This is a genomic window from Labrys sp. HAY1-8F, assembly GCF_056754975.1.
Genome location: NZ_JBPGWZ010000002.1, coordinates 5,151,904 through 5,176,577 on the forward strand (window position 1 = coordinate 5,151,904; position 24,674 = coordinate 5,176,577).

21 protein-coding genes are annotated in these 24,674 nt (G+C 62.5%); 8 read left to right on the top strand and 13 right to left on the bottom strand.

Annotated elements, in window-relative coordinates:
* The first annotated feature begins 19 nt into the window (after nucleotides 1–19).
* Entirely contained in the window at nucleotides 20–1,327 is a 1,308-nt protein-coding gene (locus ACR9ZN_RS32910; RefSeq protein ID WP_434955797.1) for a class I SAM-dependent methyltransferase, read from the top strand.
* Nucleotides 1,328–1,349: 22 nt separating this feature from the next.
* Here ACR9ZN_RS32910 and ACR9ZN_RS32915 read toward each other — a convergent pair whose 3' ends face one another.
* On the bottom strand, nucleotides 1,350–1,808 hold the full coding sequence (locus ACR9ZN_RS32915; RefSeq protein WP_481274199.1) for an FAD-dependent oxidoreductase: 459 nt from the start codon (nucleotides 1,806–1,808) through the stop codon (nucleotides 1,350–1,352).
* 26 nt (nucleotides 1,809–1,834) lie between these two features.
* Nucleotides 1,835–2,608, bottom strand: a complete 774-nt coding sequence (locus ACR9ZN_RS32920) for an FAD-dependent oxidoreductase (protein WP_481274200.1) — start codon at nucleotides 2,606–2,608, stop codon at nucleotides 1,835–1,837.
* 318 nt (nucleotides 2,609–2,926) lie between these two features.
* Here ACR9ZN_RS32920 and ACR9ZN_RS32925 point away from each other — a divergent pair, with 318 nt between their 5' ends.
* From ACR9ZN_RS32925 to ACR9ZN_RS32940, 4 genes are all read left to right on the top strand, one after another.
* Nucleotides 2,927–3,964 (top strand): sugar ABC transporter substrate-binding protein, encoded by a 1,038-nt coding sequence (locus ACR9ZN_RS32925; protein ID WP_481274201.1) that lies wholly within the window; start codon nucleotides 2,927–2,929, stop codon nucleotides 3,962–3,964.
* 224 nt (nucleotides 3,965–4,188) lie between these two features.
* Nucleotides 4,189–5,715 (top strand): sugar ABC transporter ATP-binding protein, encoded by a 1,527-nt coding sequence (locus ACR9ZN_RS32930; protein ID WP_454813427.1) that lies wholly within the window; start codon nucleotides 4,189–4,191, stop codon nucleotides 5,713–5,715.
* A gap of 41 nt (nucleotides 5,716–5,756) precedes the next feature.
* Nucleotides 5,757–6,800, top strand: coding sequence for an ABC transporter permease (locus tag ACR9ZN_RS32935; RefSeq protein WP_454813428.1), 1,044 nt, complete (start codon nucleotides 5,757–5,759; stop codon nucleotides 6,798–6,800).
* Between the two features lie 49 nt (nucleotides 6,801–6,849).
* Entirely contained in the window at nucleotides 6,850–7,098 is a 249-nt protein-coding gene (locus ACR9ZN_RS32940; protein WP_441773819.1) for a putative hemolysin, read from the top strand.
* Nucleotides 7,099–7,194: 96 nt separating this feature from the next.
* Here ACR9ZN_RS32940 and leuA read toward each other — a convergent pair whose 3' ends face one another.
* Nucleotides 7,195–8,901: a 2-isopropylmalate synthase gene (gene leuA / locus ACR9ZN_RS32945; protein WP_454813429.1), complete on the bottom strand. Its 1,707-nt coding sequence runs from the start codon at nucleotides 8,899–8,901 to the stop codon at nucleotides 7,195–7,197.
* A gap of 400 nt (nucleotides 8,902–9,301) precedes the next feature.
* Between leuA and ACR9ZN_RS32950 the strand changes: the two genes are divergently transcribed.
* Nucleotides 9,302–9,574 (top strand): hypothetical protein, encoded by a 273-nt coding sequence (locus tag ACR9ZN_RS32950; RefSeq protein ID WP_454813430.1) that lies wholly within the window; start codon nucleotides 9,302–9,304, stop codon nucleotides 9,572–9,574.
* A gap of 15 nt (nucleotides 9,575–9,589) precedes the next feature.
* Here the strand turns inward: ACR9ZN_RS32950 and ACR9ZN_RS32955 are convergent, their stop codons facing one another.
* The 3 genes from ACR9ZN_RS32955 to pdxY all read right to left on the bottom strand — a co-directional run bounded on the left by ACR9ZN_RS32955 (nucleotide 9,590) and on the right by pdxY (nucleotide 12,182).
* The gene (locus ACR9ZN_RS32955; RefSeq protein WP_481274202.1) at nucleotides 9,590–10,294 is read right to left on the bottom strand and encodes an NUDIX hydrolase; all 705 of its coding nucleotides are present in this window, start codon (nucleotides 10,292–10,294) and stop codon (nucleotides 9,590–9,592) included.
* Nucleotides 10,287–11,189 (bottom strand): PhzF family phenazine biosynthesis protein, encoded by a 903-nt coding sequence (locus tag ACR9ZN_RS32960; protein ID WP_441773821.1) that lies wholly within the window; start codon nucleotides 11,187–11,189, stop codon nucleotides 10,287–10,289. Before ACR9ZN_RS32960 ends, ACR9ZN_RS32955 begins: the two co-directional genes overlap by 8 nt.
* Before the next feature lie 144 nt (nucleotides 11,190–11,333).
* Entirely contained in the window at nucleotides 11,334–12,182 is an 849-nt protein-coding gene (gene pdxY, locus ACR9ZN_RS32965) for a pyridoxal kinase PdxY (RefSeq protein ID WP_454813432.1), read from the bottom strand.
* A 245-nt stretch (nucleotides 12,183–12,427) separates the two neighbouring features.
* Here pdxY and ACR9ZN_RS32970 point away from each other — a divergent pair, with 245 nt between their 5' ends.
* On the top strand, nucleotides 12,428–13,438 hold the full coding sequence (locus ACR9ZN_RS32970; protein ID WP_441773905.1) for a S1C family serine protease: 1,011 nt from the start codon (nucleotides 12,428–12,430) through the stop codon (nucleotides 13,436–13,438).
* A gap of 30 nt (nucleotides 13,439–13,468) precedes the next feature.
* On the opposite strand, the gene ACR9ZN_RS32975 is transcribed toward ACR9ZN_RS32970, so the two are convergent.
* From ACR9ZN_RS32975 to ACR9ZN_RS33005, 7 genes are all read right to left on the bottom strand, one after another.
* Nucleotides 13,469–14,365 carry a hypothetical protein gene (locus ACR9ZN_RS32975; RefSeq protein WP_434955808.1) on the bottom strand — a complete coding sequence of 299 codons (897 nt, stop codon included), beginning with the start codon at nucleotides 14,363–14,365 and terminating at the stop codon, nucleotides 13,469–13,471.
* A gap of 433 nt (nucleotides 14,366–14,798) precedes the next feature.
* Nucleotides 14,799–15,635 carry a methyltransferase, TIGR04325 family gene (locus ACR9ZN_RS32980; RefSeq protein WP_481274203.1) on the bottom strand — a complete coding sequence of 279 codons (837 nt, stop codon included), beginning with the start codon at nucleotides 15,633–15,635 and terminating at the stop codon, nucleotides 14,799–14,801.
* 320 nt (nucleotides 15,636–15,955) lie between these two features.
* Nucleotides 15,956–16,699 (bottom strand): outer membrane protein, encoded by a 744-nt coding sequence (locus ACR9ZN_RS32985; protein WP_434955810.1) that lies wholly within the window; start codon nucleotides 16,697–16,699, stop codon nucleotides 15,956–15,958.
* A gap of 434 nt (nucleotides 16,700–17,133) precedes the next feature.
* The gene (gene iolB, locus ACR9ZN_RS32990) at nucleotides 17,134–17,928 is read right to left on the bottom strand and encodes a 5-deoxy-glucuronate isomerase (RefSeq protein WP_481274204.1); all 795 of its coding nucleotides are present in this window, start codon (nucleotides 17,926–17,928) and stop codon (nucleotides 17,134–17,136) included.
* Nucleotides 17,929–18,073: 145 nt separating this feature from the next.
* The gene (gene iolE, locus ACR9ZN_RS32995; protein ID WP_454813435.1) at nucleotides 18,074–18,964 is read right to left on the bottom strand and encodes a myo-inosose-2 dehydratase; all 891 of its coding nucleotides are present in this window, start codon (nucleotides 18,962–18,964) and stop codon (nucleotides 18,074–18,076) included.
* A 300-nt stretch (nucleotides 18,965–19,264) separates the two neighbouring features.
* Nucleotides 19,265–21,091, bottom strand: a complete 1,827-nt coding sequence (gene iolD / locus ACR9ZN_RS33000) for a 3D-(3,5/4)-trihydroxycyclohexane-1,2-dione acylhydrolase (decyclizing) (protein ID WP_481274416.1) — start codon at nucleotides 21,089–21,091, stop codon at nucleotides 19,265–19,267.
* A 166-nt stretch (nucleotides 21,092–21,257) separates the two neighbouring features.
* Entirely contained in the window at nucleotides 21,258–23,177 is a 1,920-nt protein-coding gene (locus ACR9ZN_RS33005) for a bifunctional 5-dehydro-2-deoxygluconokinase/5-dehydro-2-deoxyphosphogluconate aldolase (protein ID WP_481274205.1), read from the bottom strand.
* A 454-nt stretch (nucleotides 23,178–23,631) separates the two neighbouring features.
* Here ACR9ZN_RS33005 and iolG point away from each other — a divergent pair, with 454 nt between their 5' ends.
* A complete protein-coding gene (iolG, locus tag ACR9ZN_RS33010) occupies nucleotides 23,632–24,618 on the top strand; it encodes an inositol 2-dehydrogenase (protein WP_434955814.1) in 987 nt (328 codons plus the stop codon).
* Nucleotides 24,619–24,674: the final 56 nt, after the last annotated feature.

Here is a 24,674-nt window from a genome sequence, read left to right on the forward strand (position 1 = left end):
GCAAGCGTGCGGAGGCTCCGTGGACAAATATATCAATGCCGCCAGGCGGCTGATTTCGCATCTGGCCGACCAGTTGCAGGCTGATCTCGCCGTTGAGTTGTGGAATGGCGAGGTCATTCCACTCGGGCCTAGCGCCCGCACGGATCTGCGCCTGAAGATCTCGGACGCCGATGCGATAACGCGTCTGGTGCGTCGGCCTCATGCCCTTTTCGACCAACTCATCCAGCTTCTGGCCGATGGCAGCCTGCGAATCGAAGGCGGCACGCTCCTCGACGTGGCCGAGCGGCGCGGCAGCATGAACACCAAGGGCCTGTTCAAGCGCCTGAGCAAGCTGCAACTCGTCCGCGGCTTGTGGCCCTTCGTGACACGTTCGCTGCCCAAGCAGGGCACCGCGGAGAAGCACGATTTCGAGGGCAAGATCGAGGGCAAGGTCGAGAAGGGCAGGGACGACAAGCCGCTCGTGCAGTTTCATTACGACCTGTCGAACGATTTCTACGGCCTCTTCCTGGGTCCGACCATGGCCTATACCTGCGCCTATTGGCCGAAGCCGGAAACCACGCTCGACGAAGCGCAGACGGCCAAGTTCGACATGATCTGCCGCAAGCTGCGCCTGCAGCCTGGCGAACGCTTCCTCGACATCGGTTCGGGCTGGGCGGGGCTGATCTGCCATGCCGCCCAGCATTACGGCGTCACTGCCCATGGCGTCACGCTGGCGCAAGAGCAGTTCGATTTCGCGCAGGAACGTATTGCCCGGCTCGGCCTCAAGGATCGGGTCACCGTCGAGCTCAAGGACTATCGCGACCTGACGGGTACTTTTGACAAGGTTGCCTCCATCGGCATGTTCGAACATGTCGGCCTCGACAATCACGAGGCCTATTTCAAGAAGATCCACAGCCTGCTGCGGCCGCGCGGGCTTTATCTGCATCACGCCATCGCCCGGCCGGCCAAGCGCGACATGAAGAAGTTCCGCAAGAAGCGGCCCGAATTCGCGGCGCTGACGCGCTACATCTTCCCTGGCGGCGAACTCGATACCGTCGGCATGTCGGCCAACGGCCTGGAAGGCAATGGCTTCGAGGTGCATGACGTCGAGGCCTGGCGTGAGCATTATGCGCGCACCACCAAGGCCTGGGCCGAGAATCTCTATGCCAGGCGCGACCAGGCCGCCGCCGAGGTGGGCGAGGCCAAGACGAGGATCTGGCTGCTTTATCTCGCTGGCTGCTCACTGGCTTTCGAGCGCTCCGCCGTCGGCATCTTCCAGACGCTCGCCTCGCGCAAGGCCAAGGGCCCCTCGGGCCTGCCGCCGACGCGTGAGGATCTGTACCGCTAAATGGTCTGGAAGGTTGCCGCGATCAGGCTTCTTGCCGCTGGAAGGCGATGGGTGGCTGTCCGGTGGCCGCTTGGCCAGCGAGGTCTTCGGGGCGGCTCCAGGAGAAAGGCCCTGTCTTGAGGCCGGCGAGGGTCTTGACCATTTCGGTGCGCAGCCAGGGCAATCGACTCATGGGGCCGAAGGCCAGGTTCCGTATCGGTCCGGTCAGGCGCGAATGCGACTGGAAGAACTGCGTCAACACGGTGCTCGCCATCTGATAGAAGCGGATATGGTCGCGACGCATGCGGACGAAGGCAGGCAGGGCCTTGTCGATGTCGGCATGGAGGGTGAGCGCATCGGCGAGGGCAGCCGCGTCCAGCAGCGCCATATTGGCGCCCTGGCCGAGTTGCGGGCTGGTCTGATGCCAGGCATCGCCGATCATCACGAGGCGGCCGCTTATCGGGTTGGCGACGGTCAATTGGGCATAGCGAGCCGGTGTCAACTGCTCATGTCGGGTGAACTGCTGCGTTAGCGGCTCCGTTTCCCCCAGATCGCCGCGACCTCCGCCCGCCAGGCGGCGAGATCGGCCTGGGGCCAGCGATCCAGCTCCTCGACCGGCATGCTCCAGAAGAAGGCACTTAGCGGCGTCGGGTCGTGGGGTAGCCGTCCGACCGGCAGCACGCCGATCATGAAGCGCGCCGTTCTGTAGCGCTGCTGCAGCGCATCGCGGGCAAAGCCGGTATCCTCAGCCACGCCCCAGACCGCACCATGCCGGTAGGGCCGGCGTTGCGACAGTCCGAGCTTGTCCCTGAGCCGTGAGCGCGCGCCGCTGGCGTCTACCACCAGATCGAATGGGCCGTGGCGCCGCCCGGCCCCGTCCTCGATCATGGGACGGTTGTCGATATCGCTGATCTCGGTGATATCTGCCGCCTGCTCCAGTGCTATGCCCCGCGCTTCAGCCGCGCTCATCAGCAGATGGAACAAGCTCGCCCTATGAATGCCGATGCCATGCAGCCCGGGCAGGAGCTCGTCATAGCGCCGGTCGAAGATCAACGGGCCTGTCGGGCCGCAGCGCCCGTAGAGGCGTTCGATCCGGCTGCCCAGGATGGCGGCTCCCTCGCGCAGACCGAGGCGTTCCAGCACCGCCAGGCCCGTCGGTTGCAGCAAAAGCCCTGCGCCAACCGGCTTGGCCTGGTCGAAACGCTCGAACACCACCACGCGGTGGCCCGCATCGGCGAGGCAGGACGCTGCTGCCAGACCGGCAACGCCCGCCCCGACGATGGCTATGGAAAGACTGACCATGCCCGCGACCCTACCGTGACGAGGCAGGCCTCGCCACCGGGGTGCCGTACTGGTCCACAGGGCCAACTGGATGAAGAAACTATCCGCTCAAAAGAATAGCGGTTGTCAATTGTCGGAACAAACATAAGATGGTGTCAGCGCAGCGGATTCAACCGCCTGCGCCAGGCTTGCAAAGAGCCGCGTCGGTGTCGCGCACCGAAAGCAAAATGCCAGAGCTTTTGCGATTTGGCGGCGTTGCCCGCAAACGCAAAGACGCGTGGAAACAAAGGGTAAGAGCAAACAAGCGTTCCAAACGCGTTTGCTCCAGGGAGGAAATGAATGCCCAAGGATAGGACGCCGCATACGCGGCGCGATTTTATTCGTTCTGCCTCGTTCTCCGCTGGCGCTGCCGCGGCCCTGTTCGGGGGATTCGGCCTTGACCCAGCTTTCGCCGCCGAGGCTGCGAAGGTGGCCGGCCGCTCCGAAAAACCGCTCAAGGCTGCCTTCTCCAATGCCGGCCTGCAGGCGACCTGGTGCGCGCAGGGCAAGGAAGCGGCCGAATATTGGGGCAAGCTCTTCAATGTCGAGGTGACCTGGTTCGACGGCCAGCTCGACGCGGTCAAGCAGCGCGCCGCCATCGACAACATGGCTTCGCAGAAATGGGACTTCGTCGCCATCCAGGCTTTCGGCATCGGCACGCTGACCCAGCCGGTGCAGAAGATGATCGATGCCGGCATTCCGATCATCCAGATGGATACGCTGATCGCCCCGCCAGACAAGATCAACGTGCATAGTTTCCTGGCCCCTAACAACGAATTCATGGGGGCGTCGGTCACGCAGGCCCTGTGCAACGCCATCGGCGGCAAGGGCAAGATCATCATGACCCAAGGCGCTCTCGGCCATAGCGGCGCGCAGGGCCGCGCCAAAGGTTTCGAAAGCGTCATCAAACAGTTTCCCAACATCGAGGTGCTGGACACCCAGCCCGCGGACTGGGATGTCACCAAGGCGGTGAGGTTGTGGGAAACCTATCTTACCAAATATCCGCAGATCGACGCGGCCTTCTTCCACAATGACGATATGGCGCTTGCGGCCTACAACATCATGAAGGCGCGCAACCGTACCAACATCGTCATCGGTGGTGTCGACGCCATGCCGCCCGGCGTTACGGCGGTGGAAGATGGGCGTATGCACGCCACCGTGCGCAATCCGTCCAGCCGCATCCATGGCGGGGCGATCGTGGCCGGCGTTGCGGCGGTGGTCGGCGGTGAGAAGTCGAGCGATGGCGGCATTCCCAAGCACATCGTCACGGACGGGCCGGTCGTCACCAAGGACAACGCCGCCGGCATGCTCTGGATGGAAAAGCACTATCTGATCTGAGGTCGGTGTGCCGGTTTGAACGACCAAGCCGGAAGAATGGTGGGAACCTCCACTTTTTGTCATCACCGGGCTCGTCCCGGTGATCCAGGGCCACGGACCCATCGGGTTGCGGTATCTGGATGCCCGGGACGAGCCTGGGCATGACAAAAGTGGCGTTTCTCCCAATTGGCCGCGACCTTTCGATTCCATCCCGAAACCAGGCACACCACCGCGTTCCGAGAGGCATGATGGCGCTAGACGAGAAGCAAGCGGCGACCGGTGCTCCCCCGCGCCTGAAGATGACGGATATTTCCAAGTCGTTCGGCGGCGTGGCTGCTCTCAAGGGCGTGGATTTCACGCTGCAGGCCGGCGAGATCCACGGGCTGGTCGGCGAGAACGGCGCCGGCAAGTCGACGATGATGAAGATCATCGCCGGAGTGCATACCGAGTATCAGGGCAGCCTGGAGATCGACGGCAGGCAAGTGCATTTCCGTTCGGCGCATGACTCTCTCGCTGCCGGCATCAGCATGGTGCATCAGGAACTCAGTATCGTTTCCGATCTCACCGTCGCCGAGAACGTCTATCTCGGCAAGCAGCCGCTCAACGCCTTCGGCCTGGTCGATTGGCCCGCCATGGTGAAGGGCGCGCGCGAGCAGCTCAAAAATCTTGGCATCGAGGTCGATCCGCGCATGCGTATCGGTGCCTTGCCGATCGGCCTGCAGCAATTGATCGAGCTGGCGCGCGTGCTGTTTTCAGGCGCTCGCATCATCATCCTCGACGAGCCGACATCGGCGCTGTCGCCGCCGGAGGTGCAGCGCCTGTTCGAGGTGTTGCGCAAGGTGCGGGCCGATGGTCGCAGCATCGTCTTCATCTCGCATTTTCTCGATGACATTCTCAGCATTTCCGATGCGGTGACGATCTTCCGCAACGGCCGTCACGTGATCTCCCATTCGACGCAAGGCATCGACAAGAACTGGGTGATCGAACACATGATCGGCCGCGGCCATGAAGGGCTTGAAGAGAGCTATTCGGGTCTGATCTCGCTGCCGGCCAGGCCCGAAGGCTCCCCGGTTCTGGCGACGCAGGGCCTCTCCTATGGTCGCGCCTTTGCCGATGTGTCGCTGGACGTGCGCGCCGGCGAGGTGCTCGGCGTTTACGGCTTCATGGGCTGCGGCCAGCTCGAATTCGCCCGCACCTTGTTCGGCAAGCTCAAGCCGGCGCATGGGCATATCGAATTGGAAGGCAAGACGCGGACCCTGCGCAACACGGCGCAGGCGCGCGCGGCGGGCATTGCCTTCGTGCCGGAGAGCCGGCGCTCGATGCTATTCCATCATCAACCGCTCTATCGCAACATCTCGATCAGCATTCTCGAGAGGATCTCGCGCCTGTGGCTGAAGCCTGGCGTGGAGCGCAAGACCGCGCAGGGACATATCGAGGCTCTCCATATCCGGCCACCGCGGGTGAATGCCTTGCTCGGCTCGCTGTCGGGTGGCAATCAGCAAAAGGTCGCGTTGGCCAAATGGCTGACCCACATGCCAAAGGTGCTGATCCTCTCGGAGCCGACGCGCGGCATGGATGTCGGCGCCAAGGACGATGTGGTGAAGATCGTGCGCGACCTGCGCGACAAGGGACTGGCGGTGATCGTGGTCTCGGCCGAGCCCGAGACGGTGTTGTCGCTGGCCGACCGGGTCGTGGTGATGAAGAAGGGGCGGATCGTGCGCGAGTTTGCCGCCGAGACGATCTCGAAGGACAAATTGCTGGAAGCGGCCTGAGGCGGCAAACCCGCCTGTCTTCAGCTTGGGAGTTTTGAGGAATGAGCACACCGGTTCAGGATGGCAGCCAGGCGACGTTCGGCCGCCACGGCTTGGGGGCGATCTTGCGCAACCAGATGCGCAACATCGCGCCCTTCGCCACCTTGCTGGCGCTGGTGATCTTCTTTGCGGTGGCGAGTCCGTCCTTCGTGACGCTGGACAATCTGGCCAACATCCTGGTGCAGATCTCGGTGACCGGCATCATCGCCGTCGGGTTGACCTTCGTGATCCTGTGCGGTGAGATCGATCTGTCGGTGGCCTCGATCGCCAATGTCACCGGTGTGGCGGTAGCGTTCTTCACGGCGCAGGAATCCTATGTGAACATCGCCAATGCCAATTTCATCATGCCCGGCGGCGTGGCCATCGTCTTTGCTCTTATCGCATGCGCGGCATTGGGGCTGGTCAATGCCTTCGGCCTGACGCGGATCGGCATTCCCTCCTTCATCATGACGCTGGCGATGATGCAGATCGCCGACGGCATCTGTGCCTTGCTGCTGCGCGGCCAGATCGCCTATGCCGTGCCGGATCTGGTCTCGACCTTGGGCTCCGGCAATATCGGCGGGCTGCCGTGGATCGTGATCGTGCTGGGGATCTTCCTCGGTGTCGGCCACATCGTGCTGACCTATACGCGCTTCGGGCGCTACATCTATATGGTCGGTGGCAACCGCGAGGCGGCGGAGTTCTCCGGCATTAATGTCAGGACGATCCTGGCCGCCGTAATGGTGATCTCGGCGGTATGCTCGGGCGTGGCAGGCATGGTCGGCGTCGCGCATTTCGGCAGCGCGCAGCAGAACGAATTCACCGGTTATCTGCTCGACGCCATCGCGGCCGTGGTGGTCGGTGGCACCAGCCTCTTCGGCGGGCGCGGCGGCATCGGCAACACCATTGTTGGGCTGTGCGTGCTCGGCGTGCTCAACAATGGCCTCGATCATGTCGAGATCGACAGCTTTCTCAAGATCCTGATCCGTGGCGTCATTTTGTTGATCGCCCTGATCATCAATGTCTATGCCCAGCGTCTGCGCGACGAAAGTGCAGCGGCGGGATAAAGGTGCCAGATAAGGTCTTATCAATCCACCCAGAAGCGCCGGAGGCGAGATGCATAAGAAGATCTATCCGGTGGTCTTCATTTGCCTGACTCTGACCGTCTGCATAGCGCGGCGAGGGCCGGATCCAATTTTGTCACCGCACGCCGTCGGTATGGCAAATCCCGCATCGGTGTACTGTGCGCAGCAGGGCGGGAAGTCCATTCCCGTGCGGACCGACGCGGGGGAGAGCGCCGATTGCCAGCTGCCGGACGGCAGGCGGGTGGAGGAATGGAAGCTCTATCGCAGCAGCCACCGGTGAAGGCGCTACCGGGAGCTTGGTTTGGCCCTTGCCGCATTTCCAAACAGAAACCGGCCCTGAGGGGCCGGTTCCGGTCGCTGAAGCAAAGCGTTCCGATCAGCGCTTGAGGATACGGTTCACGCCGGAGATTACGGCCTTGAGGGCCGACTTGGTGGTGTCCTTGTCGATGCCGACACCGAACAGGGTAGAACCGTCGGCGATGCGCAGCTCGACATAGGATACCGCCGCCGCATTGGCGCCCGATCCCATGGCATGCTCGCGATAATTGGCGACGTCGAAGTCGAGACCGCTCTCGGCGCGCATAGCGGTCACGAAGGCGTCGATGGGGCCGTTGCCGATGCCGGTTATGGTCTTGTCCACCCCCTCGTCGCGAATGCGCGCGGTGATGGTCCGCTCTTCTCCCTCACCATCGCTGACGATCTGATGGGAAATGAAGGTGTAGCGGCCATTGTCGAGATATTCGCGGGTGAAGGCATTCCACAGCCTGTCGGCGCCGAGTTCAACGCCTTCGCCATCGGCGATGCCCTGCACCGCCTTGGAGAATTCGACCTGCAGGAGGCGCGGCAGTTCGATGCCGTGTTCCTTTTCCAGAATATAGGCGATGCCGCCCTTGCCGGACTGGGAGTTGATTCGGATTACCGCTTCATAGGAACGCCCGAGATCCTTGGGGTCGATCGGCAGATAAGGCACTTCCCAGACGGGTGAGGTCGCCGTTTCCAGCGCCTTGAAGCCCTTGTTGATGGCGTCCTGATGCGAGCCCGAGAAGGCGGTGAACACCAGTTCGCCGGCATAGGGATGGCGCGGGTGGATCGGCAGCTGGTTGCAGTGCTCGGCCACGCGCACCAGGCCATTGACATCGGAGAGATCAATCTGGGGGTCGACGCCCGACATGATCAGGTTGCCGGCCATGATGACGAGATCGACATTGCCGGTGCGTTCGCCATTGCCGAACAGCGTGCCCTCGACACGGTCGGCGCCGGCCATCAGGCCGAGCTCGGCCGCCGCGACACCGGTGCCGCGATCATTGTGCGGATGCAGGGAAATGATGACGCTGTCGCGGTTCTTGATGTTGCGCGACATCCATTCGATCTGGTCGGCATAGATGTTGGGCGTTGACATCTCGACGGTGAGCGGCAGGTTCAGGATCAGCTTGTTGTCGGGGGTGGGCTGATAGACGTCCATCACCGCCTCGCAGATCTCCTTGGAGAAATCGAGTTCGGTGCCCATGAAGCTCTCGGGCGAATATTGGTGGCGGATATTCGCCTCCATGCCCAGCTCCTTGGTGAGCTGCATGATCAGCTTGGCGCCGTTGACGGCGATGTCGCGGATGCCGGCGCGGTCCTGGCGGAAGACGACGCGGCGCTGCAGCTCGGAGGTCGAGTTGTAGAGATGCACGATGGCGCTTTTGACGCCCTTCAGGCTCTCGAAGGTGCGGCGGATCAGCTCCTCGCGTGCCTGCGTCAGCACTTGGATGGCGACGCCATCGGGAATACGTCCCGTCTCGATCAGGAAGCGGACGAAATCGAAATCCGTCTGCGAAGCGGAGGGGAAGCCGACCTCGATCTCCTTGAAGCCCATGCCGACGAGCGTGTCCCACATGCGCAATTTGCGCTCGTGGCCCATCGGTTCGATCAGGGCCTGGTTGCCGTCGCGCAAATCGACGGCGCACCAGGTCGGCGCCTGGCTGATGGTGCGGGACGGCCATTGGCGATCCGGCAGGTCGATCGGCGGCCAAGGCTTGTATTTGGCTGATATATCGACCTTGGGAGCGGAGAACTGAGAGACCTTGCCTGCATATGTCATGATAAAAACTCTTTAGCCAAAGGAAGGGGTGGCGAAGTAGGGCCTGACAACAGGCCCAGTCGACCGCATTCATGTCCCCTGAGCGCCCAGGCTGAAGCCCGGCCGGCCCTCAGGGGCGGCTAAGGAGGAGGCTGGAAAGGAGGGCGAACGCCAGCGCCGGCGCCGGATGCGCGAGCGTTTCGAATTTGGCGGGCGATATCGCCACGGTTCATTCCCTTTCCTGAGACGGCCCACGGCCATCAGGTGCAAGGGCTTGTACAGTGCCATGATGGAGCCGGCAAGGGGAAATGCCGGGAAGGGGCGGCCATCATGGCGCGTTTGCAGTGGAGAGGAAGGCCGAAGGGCTTGAGAGTGACGCCCTTGCCTGCGATCACAAGGCGTCAATCATTGGAAGACCCCGATGCGTCTGTTGATCTGCGCCGCTGTGTTCTCGGCCCTGACTCCCTCGATCCTGCCTTCGGCGGCCTTGGCCGCTTCCTGCTCCGAACGGATCACCTTCGTTCAGCGCGTCATCGACGGAGACGCGAAGACCGGCTTCGTCGACAAGAAGGTACATGATGTCATGAGCCGGGACCTGGCTGAGGCGGGACAGGCCTGCAAGGCCGGCGACGACGCCAAGGCCCAGTCGCTGATCTCCTCGACACAGCGCCGTCACGGCTATCCCGTCCGCTGACGGCGGGACCGTGCATCACACTTTGAGCCGATGCGCCAGATAGGCGCATTGAAAAGCAGGCATGCGGTCGGCCCGAATGTCCGCTCGCGTGGCGACAACATGCATGCGGGAGAGTTCCGGGCGCTCCTCCCGGGCGAGGAAGTGCTCGATCCTGTTCTTCAGTTCCCCTGATTGCAGGGGCGATCGCACCGATTTCATCAGGGCGATGCGCTGGCCGTGAAAAACCGCGGTCCATCCGGAAGCGATATCGACGCCAGCCGGCGAAACGCCGGTCTCCTCCTCCAGTTCCCGGGTCACGCTGCCGGCGAGATTGACGATAGTTCCATTGAGGTCGGAGGGATCGGGCGTTCCGGCGGCGAAATAGATCGCACCGGCGTTGGAGGTGTGCTCGGCCATCTCGCCGAGCAGGAAGGCGCCATCGGCGGCCTCGAGTGCGGCCATGGCGAAACAGTTCCATCGGGCGTCGCCCGGCGTGCCGAAATCCCGCCAGGCCAGGAAGCTGGCATAGTCCGTCATTAGATAGGCGCCGCGAAACCGGCGTTCCACGATCTGCCAGCGGTGCAGCAGCAGGATCTTGCCGTTGAAGCTCGCCGGCTTCGCTTCGATCACCTTTTGCCAATGCGCTTCTATCGCTTCGGCATTCTCCTCGGCGAACTGCCAGGGCTGTTGTTCCAAGCGGCAATCGATGGCGTCGAGCGCGACGATCTCCGGCTCAGACATGCAGGTTTCCCTCGCTGACGATCACGGCGGAGCCGCCGATCGAGGCGCCGGCCAGACGCGTGCCCTTGATGATCATGGACAGGTCAATCAGGGAAGGGCGGCCCATTTCGAAGCCCTGCTCGATGCGGAAATGGCGGGTACCGTCGGCGAGGTCGTCGAAGCGGGCAATCACGCCGGTAAGGCCGGCCACCGCGGAACCGGTGGCCGGATCCTCGGGGATGCCGTCGCCGGGAGAGAACATGCGGGCATGGAAGCTGGAGCCGGCCTCAACGGTTTGGCGGGTATAGGCATAGGCGGCGCCGAGGCCTTCCTGGCCAAAAGCCTCCGTCCACAGGCTCGTATTGATCCGGATACGCCCGATCGCTTCCAGCGAACGCACGGGAACGAAGGTGTAGGGAAAGCCGGTGCCGAACACGGTGGGATGGTGGTTTTCGAAGCCGATCTGCTGTTCGCTCAGGCCCAGCGCTTCGGCGATCAAGCTCGTGGCCGTCGGCGCCCCGCGCTCGGTCGGCAGGGCCGGTATGTCGAAGCGGGCATAGGCGCTGCCGTCCTTGAGGGAGACCGCACAGGGCACGATACCGATCTGTTCTTCCAGGCCGAAGAGGTAGTCGCCCGGCCGGCGGTCATGGTCGAGCAGCGCCAAGAGCACGGCCGTGCCCACGGTGGGATGGCCGGCAAAGGGCATTTCGAGGCCCGGCGTGAAGATGCGGATACGAGCCCGGTGGCGGCCATCATCCGGTGGCAGGACGAAGACGGTTTCCGACAGGTTGAATTCGCGGGCGATCTGCTGCATGGCCGCAGCATCCAACCCTTCGCAATCGAGCACCACCGCAAGAGGATTGCCCGCAAGGGCGCGATCGGTGAAGACGTCGAGCGTGTAGAAACGACGGGGCATGGTGGGCTCCTCGCAAGGCAAAGGGACAAAAGGACCGTTCCGGTAGAAACGAAAGCGTTTTTCAGAAAAGTCGATAGACTTTTCGATTAAGAAAGCACCTTAAAACAATGAGTTAGAGCAAAGTGCGGGAAAACGCCCTTTGCTCTATACCGCGACCACCTCGAAGCGGTGGCTTGGCGTCACGAATTCGTCCTGTGCCGCCACGGTGAGGATCTCTCGCGAACCCGCCTCGGCAGTGCGCTTGAGCAGGCCGTAGATCGAGGCGCTGGCCAGGTCCAGGGCCTGTGCCGCCGAGCCCGAGCGCTTCCAGTGCAGATTGAACAGTGCGGCGATCGCATCGCCCGCCCCGTTGATGTCGAGGCCGAGGCGAGGCGTGCGAACCCGGTAAAAGCCGTTGCTGTCCGCCGCCAGGAGGTCGACGGCATCGTCCGGCGTGTCGTCGGTATCGAGCGAGGTCACCAGTACGACCTTGGGACCGGTGGCCTGCAAGGCGGTGACAGCGGCCTTGGCATCGGCCAGGGTGCGGACTTCCCGCCCGGCGAGATATTCGAGCTCGAACCGGTTGGGAGTGATGACGTCGGCGGCCGGGACCGCCTGGTCGCGCATGAACTCGGGAATCCCTGGGCGTACGAAAACGCCGCGGCCGATATCGCCGATCACCGGATCGCAGCAATAGGTCGCGGCCGGGTTGGCGGCGCGGACCTTGCCGACGGCGGCGAGAATGGCGTTGCCGATGTCGGAGGAGCCCATATAGCCGGAGATCACGCCATCGCAGCGAGGCAGGACTCCACGCTCGGCCAGGCCCTCGACCAGTTCGTCCACCATGGTGCCGTCATAGACCCGGCCTTTCCAGGCGCCATAACCGGTGTGGTTGGAAAACTGCACGGTGTGGATGGCCCAGACCTCACAGCCGAGGCGCTGCATCGGGAAAACCGCCGAGGCATTGCCGACATGGCCATAGGTGACCCAGGACTGGATGGACAGGATGTTCATGATGACTCGGACAAACAAGCACTGAGCATGACACAACAGACGAAATTCAGGTCGGGCGCAACGGTTTGGCGCGAACGCCATTCATGATCATTTTTGATCGCTTCGATCAAGCGTAGCTATGCAAAGGCGAGGGGACCCGCTTTGCCGCCATGACGGCGGCGAGGGGAAGGGGACTTCCGCGAAGGCGGTGGCATTCCCATATCGGTGCTCAGTATTCATTTTCTTTGTCTTGGGTCGATACAATGTTGCTCGATATCGCACCGTCCGCCATTCTGGATGAGGACACCCATCCTCAACGGACTTCATCTCTTTCGACGCCCGAAGACGGGTTTTTGCTTGACGCTTATTCGAACGCCGTCATCGACGTTGCCGAAAAAGTCGGGCTCGCCGTCGTGAAACTCGACATCCGCAAGGGCGGTAAGCCGGCGGGGTCGGGCTCCGGCGTCATTCTTTCGCCGGACGGCCTCGTACTGACCAACAGCCACGTTGCGCAGGGCACCTCCCGGGTTTCGGTGCAGACCCAGGACGGACGCCATTTCGACGCGCGACTGATCGGCGATGATCCCGATACGGATCTGGCTCTCGTTCATATCGAGCAGCCGGTCAGCCTGCCCTCGGCGCGGCTCGGCAATTCCAGCCTGCTGCGGCGTGGGCAGGTGGCGATCGCCATCGGCAATCCGCTCGGCTTCGAGGCCACGGTGACGACCGGCGTGATCTCGGCGCTCGGGCGCTCGCTGCGCGCCAAGAGCGGGCGGTTGATCGATGACGTCATCCAGACGGATGCTGCCCTCAATCCGGGCAATTCCGGCGGGCCGCTGGTGTCCACGCTCGGCGAAGTCATCGGCATCAACACAGCGGTGATCATGGGAGCGCAGGGGATCTGCTTTGCCGTCGCGTCCAACACCGCGAGCTTCGTGATGGGGCAACTCATCAGGCATGGTCGCGTGCGCAGGGCTTCCATCGGTATCGCCGCCCAGCAGGCGTCGATTTCACGCCGTGTTCAGATGGCGGCGGGCATCGAGCAGGGCGTAGGAGTGATGATTGCCAGCGCCGAAGCCGGCGGTCCTGCGGACGGCGCAGGGCTGTTAATGGGCGATATCATCGTCGCGCTCGACGGGCGTCGCGTCGCCGCGGTGGACGATCTCATCCGCCTGCTCGGCGAAGAGCGCATCGGCAAAGCGACGCGTTTCGACGTGCTGCGCAACGGCAAGCCCCGCTCTCTCGACGTAACGCCGAGGGAGCGGCAGGGGTCGTGAGGGCAGCGGGTCGGTTGCGCCCGATCCGCGTCAGTGTCCTGAAACCTGCCTGACGACCTTGCGCACGCCTCGCAATGTCGGCGTCACCACCTGCATGACCGCGGCCTTGGCCCGGTCGGCGCCCGGATTGGGACCTGGGCGCTGTGGCTGCATGCCGATGGCGCGCAGATAACGATTGGCTGCGCGGACGTGCCCGCGCCCGCGGCTGGCATCGGTCTCGAAGGAGAAGGCATAGGAGATGCTGCGTACGCCGCCGGTCCGCACCCAATGGGGAGCATCCTGCGGTTGATGGAAACCGCGGCCCGGCTCCAGGTCGAAGACATGCTCCTGCTGGGGATCGCAGCCTTCGAGATCGAGCTGGCCGATGTTCACCGTGCCCCTGACATAGAAGCGTTCGAGATCACTCTCATCCACCACATTCGGCGGGAAGACGTGATAATGCTTGGGGCCCTCGATCTGGAAGAAGTGCGTAATTTCCGGATCGAAGTGGAAGGGCGTGGTGGATGCGGCCGAGGAAATGAAGATGGCGGATTCGAGCCGGGCGATTCTCTCGTCACTTAGGCCGCCACGCAGTGCGGTGATCTTGCGGAAGAGTGTGTCCAGGAGGTCGCGGAAGCCGGAATCATGGTTCTCAAGGCGTTTCAGCAGGACGCGGGCGGGCGCATCGCTCAACTGAGCCAGGACCTCGTGCGGCCTGGCCCTGTTCTGCTCGACATCGTAGAACTTCGTGCCCGGCGTCGGCGCTGACCCCGCGATAAAATAATCCTGAGGACTGTCGGCGTAGCGCTCAGCCAGGGTCGCCAGCGCATCGGGCTGGAACATCGGCAAGCGATGAAGACTGTGCTCGAAAGCCATGGGCACGCGATCATAGGCGTCGCGATAGCCGTCTGCATCGATGGTAATGAGTTCGTCGGCGGAAAAGCTCATGGCCAGGACCGTTCGTGAAGAGAGAAGATATGCACTAATTTTGAAAGTATCCTGCTCGTTACGACAGATGGTTACAAGCTGGGAAAAATGTGAATAAGCAGCAGGCTTAGTGGATAGGTGCGGATATACTGAGGCTACTCCGAATTGCATGGTATGCCATATCCGAACGTAAGATAGCCCTTATTTGGTCGGTTGCGTGCGCCCACTTGACGGAGTGCTGTCTACTACTTTTGGTGACTGGACGCGGGAATGGCCTCATAAAGGTTGAGGCTTGCCGCCAGCAGTGCCCCAGTGAGGGATCTTGTTGAATCGCAGTTCGGCCCAGGCAGATTCCTCCCGATCGAGCCATGGACACGACCACGAGGAATCTACCGAGCCTCAAACATTTGCTGGATGTCTCGACGATGCCCGTTCTTGGGCAATTGCGAGAAGTTCAGCCCTGCCGCCGCAAATAAAAGCCTTCGAAATAGGTCAGTGTGCGCTCGGGATGGAACGGGATTTCGGCCTGGAGCTCGGGCACCAGCCAGCGATCCTGCAGGCGATAGCCGCGTGCCTCGAAATAGGCCAGGAACTTGGCGCGATTGAACAACCGACACGGGATGACGGAGGATACATGGTTCTGAGCCGTCCAGGCGTCGGGCGCATCTGAGATCGGAATCTTGTTGATCAGAATGTGCTCAGGCAAGGCCGGGATCGTGTCGAGAATGCCGGGGCCCTGCTCGCCGAAGGGGTCCGGCAGATATTGGATCATGCCCAGCATGAGCATGATGTCAGGGGCTGGCGCCTCTGCCAGCTCCGACCCGAAGCTGATCATGGTGGATCCCAGCCTTGCATGTCGCTGCCGCCCACGCTCAACCATATCGGGCATATCAACGACGTGCCAGCTCAGAGGCGGCTTCAGGAGGCCGTAGCGCTCGCACAGTTCATAGAAGATGCCGCCGGCGCCACCGAAATCGAGCACGCTGCTGCCCGGCTGGAGGAGTTTCGACAGCCACAGCATGACGGCAAATTGCGAGATCTGAAACACGGTCGGTGCTGCGACCTCGGCGTCGCGAACCAGCAATTCGGCGAGAGCGTCGTCATGCCAGCCGACCTTGCCGATATTTGCGGAAAATCGCTCGGCTTCGGCGTAGCTGCCGAAGACGCCGTAGAACAGATCCATCCGTCCCGCCCAGACATGCCGGATGTAAAGTCCCTTCACGAAGGGAAGTTTCCCCAGCCAGGCGCCAATGGCGCTGTGCATCATGAGGGCTTTGAAGAGCTGTTTCATGGAAGTCCCGGCGGTGAGGGGGCGGCATGCTGGCGAAGCTGGGTGTCGAGTTCCGACAGCACCCCAAACGTGCCTTCATACTGTGGTCGCGCCCGATTTGCTTCATTCCGATTGGGATATGAAGATTAATTGCGTGCAATGAAAGTGGATTGCGGTCGATCAGCATGCCTGCGCTGAATAATGTGAAGGCCGATCGAGACGAGGGACAGGCGGCATAACCAGACCGTCAGCGCGCAAAGAGAAACGCGCCGGCGTGGCCGGCGCGTATCAATTCTTCCTGGTCCTCGCTATCGCTAGATAGCGAGTGGGGTAGAGGTCGATCAGAACTTGTAGGAAATACCCGCGCGGATCGTATGGGTTTTCAGATTGATCCGATCATTGTAATTTCCGGCTGCCGTTGTTGAGTAGTTGAAATAATCCTTTTTGCCGTAATCGGCATAACGATACTCGACGCGAGCGATCAGGTTATCGGTGACGGCATATTCCAGGCCAGCACCCACGGTCCAGCCCACGCGGGTGCTGGAATAACGCAGCGGGCCGTCGACATTCCAGATGGGCGCGAAGTCATATTTCCCGAATGCGACGCCGCCAGTGATGTAGGGCAGGAAGCGATCGATGGCATAGCCGACCCGCAGACGAACCGAACCATCCCATTTCAGCTCTGCTCGCTGCTTATAGGTCGTGATCGGATCTGGGGCTCCATGCGAGAAGTTGAGGTTGCCTCGAGCCCTCGCGCTTCCCTTCAGGGAGTCATAATTGATGTCGCCTTCGACACCGACCACCAGATTGTTCTGGAACTGGTAATTGTAACCAGTATAGACGCCGGCCGTGAAACCGTTGGCAGTCAACTTGCCCTTGTAGTCCCACTCGCCGCTGGCGATCCAATAGTCCGAATAGTCGGACTTGCCCCAGGTATAGCCTGCCTGAACACCGCCGTAGAAGCCGGTCCAGGAATAGGGGGCTGCGACCGGAGCGATCGGTTCGACAGGCTGCGGAGCGAGATCAGCGGCGTAGACGGCCGTTGAGGAAAGCAGGATTGCCAGAGCTGCGGCAGAAATTTTCATGGCTACATGTCCTAACAACATTTTCCGAATAGTGACGTTTCTCGGACGTTGAGTCTGTAACAAGAAAGACACACCCGGTTGATTTTTATAGATACCGTGGAGATGGCGGTATATAATTGCCATTCAACGGTGGTTGCAATTAAAAATTCGGGGAGTATCTCCTAGCTTTAGGTTAAATAAAGCTCATTATTTAGAAATATTAACCTTCAATCGGTTCCAAACGACCTACGGAGACGTAGGTCTTGCTATCGATGGGGGATGGGTTTTGAGACCAAGCGGACAGGGACGCTACCTCCAAGGTATTATGTCAGTATCTTTTGTCGGTGGGCGCTTGAACGTATCGTCATCGTGAAATGACGAAAGGCCCGCAAGCCGGGCGCTTGCGGGCCTTAGAAGAACGAATAGTCGACGGGGAAGTATCGGTAGACCGAACCTCAGGCCTGGACGAGCCAGGCGTGATCAGGATCGTTGTGGAACTTCCACACGCGTTTGGGACCCGCCATGACGTTGAGATAATAGAGGTCGTAGCCGTGGGCCGCGCCGACAGGGTGATATCCCTTGGGCACGAGTACGACATCACGATCAGAAAAGGCGATCACCTCATCGAGCGAACGGTCATCCGTGTAAACGCGCTGGACGCCATAGCCCTGGGCAGGGTTGAAGCGGTGGTAATAGGTTTCTTCCAACAGGCTTTCGGCAGGCAAGTTGTCCTGGTCGTGCTTGTGAGGCGGATAGCTAGACCAATTGCCGGACGGTGTGATCACCTCCACCACCAGCAGGCTCTCGGCCGGTTCCCATTCCGGCAGGATGTTGCGGACATGGCGTGTGTTCGAGCCCTTGCCGCGTGTTTCCTGGCCGACCTGATCCGGGCCGATCACGCGGGCAGGCAGGGCGCCGGTGCCCGGTGCCGCACATATCGCGAGTTCGACCGGCGTTTCAGCCTTGACCTCATAGGACGAGCCGGCGGGGACGTAGACCGACCAGGGCGCGCCCTCGAAGGGATTGGCGCGTTCGCCCAGCACGCCGAAATCCTGGCGGCCGGCCTTGATCGAAGCCTTGCCGGCCACCAGCACGAGGCAGATTTCGGTGGCGCCGGTCTCGGCGCTCAGGCTTTCGCCCGCCGCCAGATCGTGGACTTCGAAGCCGACATAGGTCCAGCCGGCCGATTGCGGCGTGACCCGGTGGATACGGGAGCCGGACCGGCCGGGCTTGAGGAGAAGTTTCGACATCATGGCCTCCTGGCGCAAAGTGCGATTCCTGCGAACCGCACTTTGCTCTGACTCTTTGTTTCGACGCATCTTTGCTATTTGAAGTGACCCAGTGAAATCGCAAAATGCCTTAGGGCTCATTGCTGCTGGTGTATCGAAGTGGCCGTCAGGCCGCCTTCAATCCCGTCTCGCCGAGCACCTTCCGCAGATGGGCGTAGCCGGCCTTGGCGTAGGCCAGCGGATTGGCCTTCTTGGGGTCCTGCTCGGCCTCGACGATGATCCAACCGGAATAGCCCTGGAGTTCGCGGAACACGCTCGCGAAATCGATCATGCCGTCACCGGGAACCGTATAGACCCCGGCGAGCACGCTATCGAGGAAACTCCAATCCTCGGCATCGGAGTGGGCCCTGACCTCTGCGCGCACATCCTTGGTGTGGACATGGCTGATGCGGTTGCGATAGCGGCGGGCGAGATCCGCCGGATCGGAGCCGCCCCAGGTGGCGTGGCCGGTATCGAGCAGGAGGTGCACGGCCGGGCCGGTCACTGCCATGAAGGCATCGATGTCGGCCTGCGACTGCACGATGGTGCCCATGTGATGGTGATAGTCGAGCTGCAGCCCCTCGGCCTTGAGCATCTCGGCATAGGCGGTGATGCGACGGCCATATTCGGCCCAATCGGCGGACGCCATCACCGGACGCTGCGACAGCGGCCTGGCCTTGTCGCCATGGATGGCGTTGGAAGTTTCGGCAACGATGAAGACGCTGGTACCCGCAGCCTTGAGCAGGTCGATGTGGGCCCGCGCCGCCGCGAACTCGGCGTGCTCGTCCCGGGTCAGCAATTCGATCGAGTGCCAGCCACCGACGCAGGCGAGGCCGAAGGGCGCGAGTGCGGCCTTGAGCGCATTCGCCTCGCGCGGGAACTTGTTGCCGAGTTCCATGCCCTCGAAGCCGACTTCCCTGGCCTCGGCCAGGCAGGTTTCCAGCGGTGTGTCGCCACCAATCTCAGGCATGTCGTCATTCGACCAGCCGATGGGGTTGGCGCCAATACGGATAGACATGGATAGGCTCCGGTATGTGCTGTTTCGGGGGGCGGGTCTTCTTCAGACCCGCTTATCTGCGAGAATAGGTGGAGTGATACCAAGCCGCATTAATGCTGACTCTTGACGCATCTGGCGGGATTGGTGTGCCGGTCTTCTCAGCTCCATCGAGAGATGGAGCGGGACCGGCATTTCCGCGCCAAGAATGCCGGTCTGAAGACCGGCACACCAATTACCGTCATCGCGGACCATGGGTCGATCTTTCTGCGACTTGGTATGATTTGACGAAGGCGGGCCTGAAGACCCGCCCCCAACTCAGGCTCAGTCGCCCACGCGCTGCAGCGCCTTTTGGGTCACATAGGCGGCATGGGCGGCCTCGACCTCACGACGCTGGGAAACCTCGGGCACGGCGACATCCCACCAGGTTCCGCCCGCATCGGTCGATTCGAGAGGATCGGTATCGATTACTACGACGGAGGTTCTGACATGGCCGCGCGCGGCGGTGACGGCGGCCTCCAACTCGGCCAGGCTCTTGACCTTGATGGCATGGGCACCAAGGCTGGCGGCATGCGCGGCAAAATCGATGTCCGGCAGCACGTCGTGGCGGGTGTCGCGCAGGAGGTTGTTGAAGCTTTCGCCGCCCGTCGCCCGCTGCAGGCGGTTGATGCAGCCATAGCCCCTGTTGTCGAGCACGACGATGGTCAGCTTGGCACCGGCCATGATCGAGGTGGCGATCTCCGAATTGGCCATCAGATAGGAGCCGTCACCGACCATGACGATGACCTCGCGGTCGGGCTCGGCCATCTTCACGCCCAGCCCGCCGGCGATCTCGTAGCCCATGCAGGAATAGCCATATTCCATGTGATAGCCACCGGGAGCACCGGCCAGCCAGAGCTTGTGGAGTTCGCCCGGCAGGCCACCAGCGGCGCAGACCACGACGTCGCTGGGCTTGCCGACCCGTTGCACGGCGCCGATCACCTGGGCGTCGGACGGCAGTTCGGCGTTGCTGGCGTCGGTGTAGCGGGCTGATGTCTTCAGCCATTCTTCGCGTCCGGACACCGCCTTGCCTGTCCAGTCCTCCGGCGCCTTCCAGTTGCCGAGCGCGCTCGACAGCAATTCGAGACCCACCCTGGCATCGCAGACCAGCGGCAAAGCCCGGTGCTTGGCGGCATCGAAAGGCTGGGTGTTGAGGCCAACGATGCGATGCGTCTCGGCCTTGAACAGAGACCAGGAGCCGGTGGTGAAGTCCTGCAGGCGGGTTCCCACGGCCAGAACCAGATCGGCTTCCTCGGCCACCGTATTAGCAGCGCCGGTGCCGGTCACGCCGATGGCCCCCATGCCGAGAGGATTGTCCTGCGCGATGGCGCTCTTGCCAGCCTGGGTTTCGCCGACCGGAATGCCGTGCTTTTCGGCAAAGGCGGCGAGGGTGGCTTCGGCCTGCGAATAGAGCGTGCCGCCGCCGGTGACGATCACGGGCTTGCGGGCAGCCTTCAGGGCCGCAACGGCAGCCGCCAATTCGTCCTCGTCGGGACGCGTACGCCGACTGGTCCAGATGCGCTCCTCGAAGAAGGAGGAGGGGTAGTCATAGGCCTCGGCCTGCACGTCCTGGCACAGAGCCAGGGTGACCGGACCGCAATCGGCCGGATCGGTCAGCACGGTCATGGCTCGAGCCAGGGCCGGGATGATCTGTTCGGGCCGGGTGATGCGGTCGAAATAGCGCGAGACGGGTCGGAAGGCGTCGTTCGGGGTCAGGGTGCCGTCGCCGAAATCCTCGAGTTGCTGCAGCACCGGATCGGGCCGGCGATTGGCGAAGACGTCCCCGGGCAGCAGCAGGAGCGGCAAGCGGTTGACATGGGCGACAGCCGCAGCCGTGACCAGATTGGTCGCGCCCGGTCCAATGGATGTGGTGCAGGCCATCATGCGGCGGCGGCGCATCGCCTTGGCATAGGCGGTGGCGGCATGTGCCATCGATTGTTCGTTATGGGCACGATAGGTCGGCAGGGTCGCGCGGGCCTGGTAGAGAGCCTCGCCGATGCCGGCGACGTTGCCATGCCCGAAAATAGCGAAGACGCCGGCGAAAATCGGCACCGTCTCGCCATCGAGGACCGTCTTTTGGGCGGTGAGAAAGCGGACCAGGGCCTGGGCCATTGTGAGACGGATGGTAGCCACGAAATCTCTCCCTGAGCGTATTGGACTCAACTATCAAAATGGTTGAGTGGCCTGCTCCGAATGCCATTTATCGAAAAGTGGAGGCCCTGCGCCGCCCCTGCCTGGGGTGCCGGACCATAGCGCGCACGAACCCGCTTCGCGAGGGCTATTGGGCAGCCGCCGCCTGCCCGGAGGCGCTCTGCCAGGCCTGAACCAGCCGGGCGAAGCGCGATGCCATGGCATCGACGGCGTCTTCATCGCTGAGGGTGCCGCGCAGCCAGGCCCTGGCCGGTTCGTTGAAGATGGTGCGTCCGACGGCAAAACCCTTGACCATGGGCTGGCTCGCCGCCACCGCGAAGGCGGCTTCGAGATCCTCCTCAGGCGCTTCCAGGCCGAGCAGCACGATGCCGCGGCAAAGCGGATCGTTGCGTTCGATCACCTCAGCGACGGCACGCCAGGCCGCGGCGGTCTTCAGCGGCTCCAGCTTCCACCAGTCCGGCTTGATGCCGAGATCATAGAGGCGTTGCACCACGCTCGACACGGTGTCGTCCTCGAGCGGACCATGCTTGCCGGCGATGATCTCGATCAGCAATTCGCGTCCCACCGTGCGCGCCGCCGCGTGAAGACGCAGCAATTGGCGTTCCTGCTGCTCCCTGAGGGCAGCGGGGTCGCTCGGATGATAGAAGCAAAGGCATTTGATCGTGTGTCCGACCGGCCATTCGATCAGGCTGGTGCCGACGTCGGGGCCACCTTCGAACTCCAGCGGCCGGGAGCCTGGAAGTTCAACCGGCCGACCGATCCAGAAGGGATGGTCAGCGGCACGGAACAAGGCTTCGCGGCCATAGATGCCGTCGATCAGCATGCCGTAACCAGGTCGCCCGGCTGCGATCCTCGCGGCAGCCTTGACCGCCAGGGCTTTGAAGACGGAGATGCGCTCCCGCGATACGCCGATTTCGTCCGCCATCGCCTCCATCTGGGCGCGGTGGTCGACGGCGAGCGCCATCAGCCCTTCGGGGGCCGGGCGGCGGGTGGTGGCCCAATGAATGTGGTTGATGGCAGCATCCTTGCGCAGGGCGCGCTCCTTGCTGCCATGGTCGAGGAAATAGCTCAGCTCGGTGAAAGTCGGAATTTCCGGCGAGCAAAGCAGACGGGAAACCGCGAACGCACCGCTGGCATTGGCATAGGCGCAGGCGGTTTCGAGCGGCTCGCCGCGCAACCACCCGCGCAGGAAACCCGAGAGGAAGGCATCACCCGCGCCTAGGACATTATAGACCTCGACCGGAAAGCCCGGTCCACGGATACCGTCGTCGAGACTTGCCGGGATGGCGCCTGGAAAGACGACGCAGCCCATCGGCCCGCGCTTGCAGACGATGGTGCCGGCGGAGATGGCCCGGATGCGCCGCAACGTTTCGAGCGTGTCCTCCGAACCGCCGGCAATGGCGAGTTCCTCTTCCGTGCCGACGATCAGGTCGCAGTCGGGCAGGATGGTCTGCAGATGCGCGGTGACGTGATCGGCTTTGATGTAGCGCTCCTCGCCGGCGCCGTGGCCGGCGAGGCCCCAGAGGTTGGGCCGATAGTCGACATCGAACACCACCTTGCGGCCATGCTTCTTGGCAAGGCGTATGGCCTTGCGCTGGGCGGCGTCGGTGTTGGGCTTGGAAAAATGCGTGCCGGTGACGACGATGGCCGCAGCCGAGGCGATCAGCGTCTCGTCGATGTCGCTTTCGTCGAGCGCCATGTCGGCGCAGTTGTCCCGATAGAAGATGAGGGGAAATTGCTTCTCGTCGCGCACGCCGAGAATCACCAAGGCGGTGAGGCGTGCGGGATCGGTATGGATCCCTTCGATGGCAACACCCTCGCGCTGCATCTGCTCGCGAATGAAGCGGCCCATGGCTTCGTCGCCGACCCGGGTGATCAGGCCGGATTTCAGGCCCAGGCGAGCGGTGCCGATGGCGATATTGGCGGGGCAACCCCCTACAGCCTTGGTGAAGGAGGACATGTCCTCCAGCCTGCCGCCGACCTGCTGGCCATAAAGATCCACCGAAGCGCGGCCGATCGTGATGACATCGAGTGCGGGCGTGCTCATCCTTGACCTCCAGACAGGCAGGCCACCTGATCCCTCGGTCCCGGCTGCAAAGTTGCAACCGCGTCGGGCAGGAACGGCCGGCGCATAACGCTTCCTCTTGGCGACGCCATGGCGAGCCGCCGCCTTGTTTTTGTCGCCGCGCTCGGTGGGCGTTGCGGCGATTGCCGCGCCCTTCGGTCGGCGCTTCAAAAATGAAACATATATTCTATTGTGTTGTCAATATAGAATAAAAATGCCATATTTTGGAATGAAGCAGGCGTTGCCACCGCCTCCGCATGAAAGATTGCGATTCGAGGGCGTGGCGCGATTGCCCCAGCAGAATTTCACGGCACTGCCCATGAATGAGCAATATCGGGAAATTCCGCATTCTGCAGATTCCTCAGGAATCTGTGTGTGATTATCGTACAGCAAAGAGGCCCGGTCCTTGGGTCAAATCGACAGATTGGGGAGAGAAATGGTTCGTCTCGCAGTTCTTGGCGCCGGCCGCATCGGCAAGATCCATGGCCGCAACGCGGCGTTGCACCCGCAGGCCAGGCTGATTTCGGTTTCCGATCCGCATCAACCCTCCGCCGAGGCGCTTGCAGCCGAGACCGGCGCACGTGTCAGCACGATCGACGAAGCCATCGCGGCCGACGACGTCGACGCGGTGCTGATCTGCACGCCGACCAGCACGCATGCCGATCTGATCGAACGCGCGGTGCAGGCGGGCAAGGCGGTGTTCTGCGAGAAGCCGGTCGATCTGTCTTCCGACAGGATCCGCCGCTGCCTCGCCGAGGTCGGCAAGGCCGGCAAGCCGCTGATGATCGGCTTCAACCGCCGATTCGACCCCAATTTCGCAACGCTCAAGCAGCGTATCGTCGACGGATCGGTCGGGGAGGTGGAACTGGTCACCATCATCTCGCGCGACCCGGCGCCGCCGCCTGTCTCTTATATCGAGAGCTCGGGCGGTCTCTTCCGCGACATGATGATCCATGACCTCGATTTGGCCCGCTTCCTGCTGGCCGAGGAGCCGGTCGAGGTGCATGCGGTCGCCTCCGCGCTCGTCGATCCGGCGATCGGGAGGGCGGGTGACGTCGACACTGCCGCCGTGCTGCTGAAGACGGCTTCGGGCAAGATCGCCCAGATCTCGAATTCGCGACGCGCGACCTATGGTTATGACCAACGCATCGAGGTGCACGGTTCCAAGGGGTTGATTCGTGCCCACAACGTGCCGAAGACCACCGTGGAAGTGGCGACGGGAGCCGGCTTCCTCGCCGATCCCGTGCAGGACTTCTTCCTGGAACGCTATGCCGAGGCCTACCGCCTGGAGATGACGGCCTTCGTCGATGCCATCCTGGCGGGCAAGGTTCCCAACCCCTCGGGCGAGGACGGGCTGAAGGCCCAGATCCTGGCGGATGCCGCCACGCAGGCCGCCCAGACGGGCAATGCGGTAAAGCTGTAGGGCAGGCGCGGGAGATACGACGTGTCGATCCCCTCAGTTCCATCGAAAGATGGAGC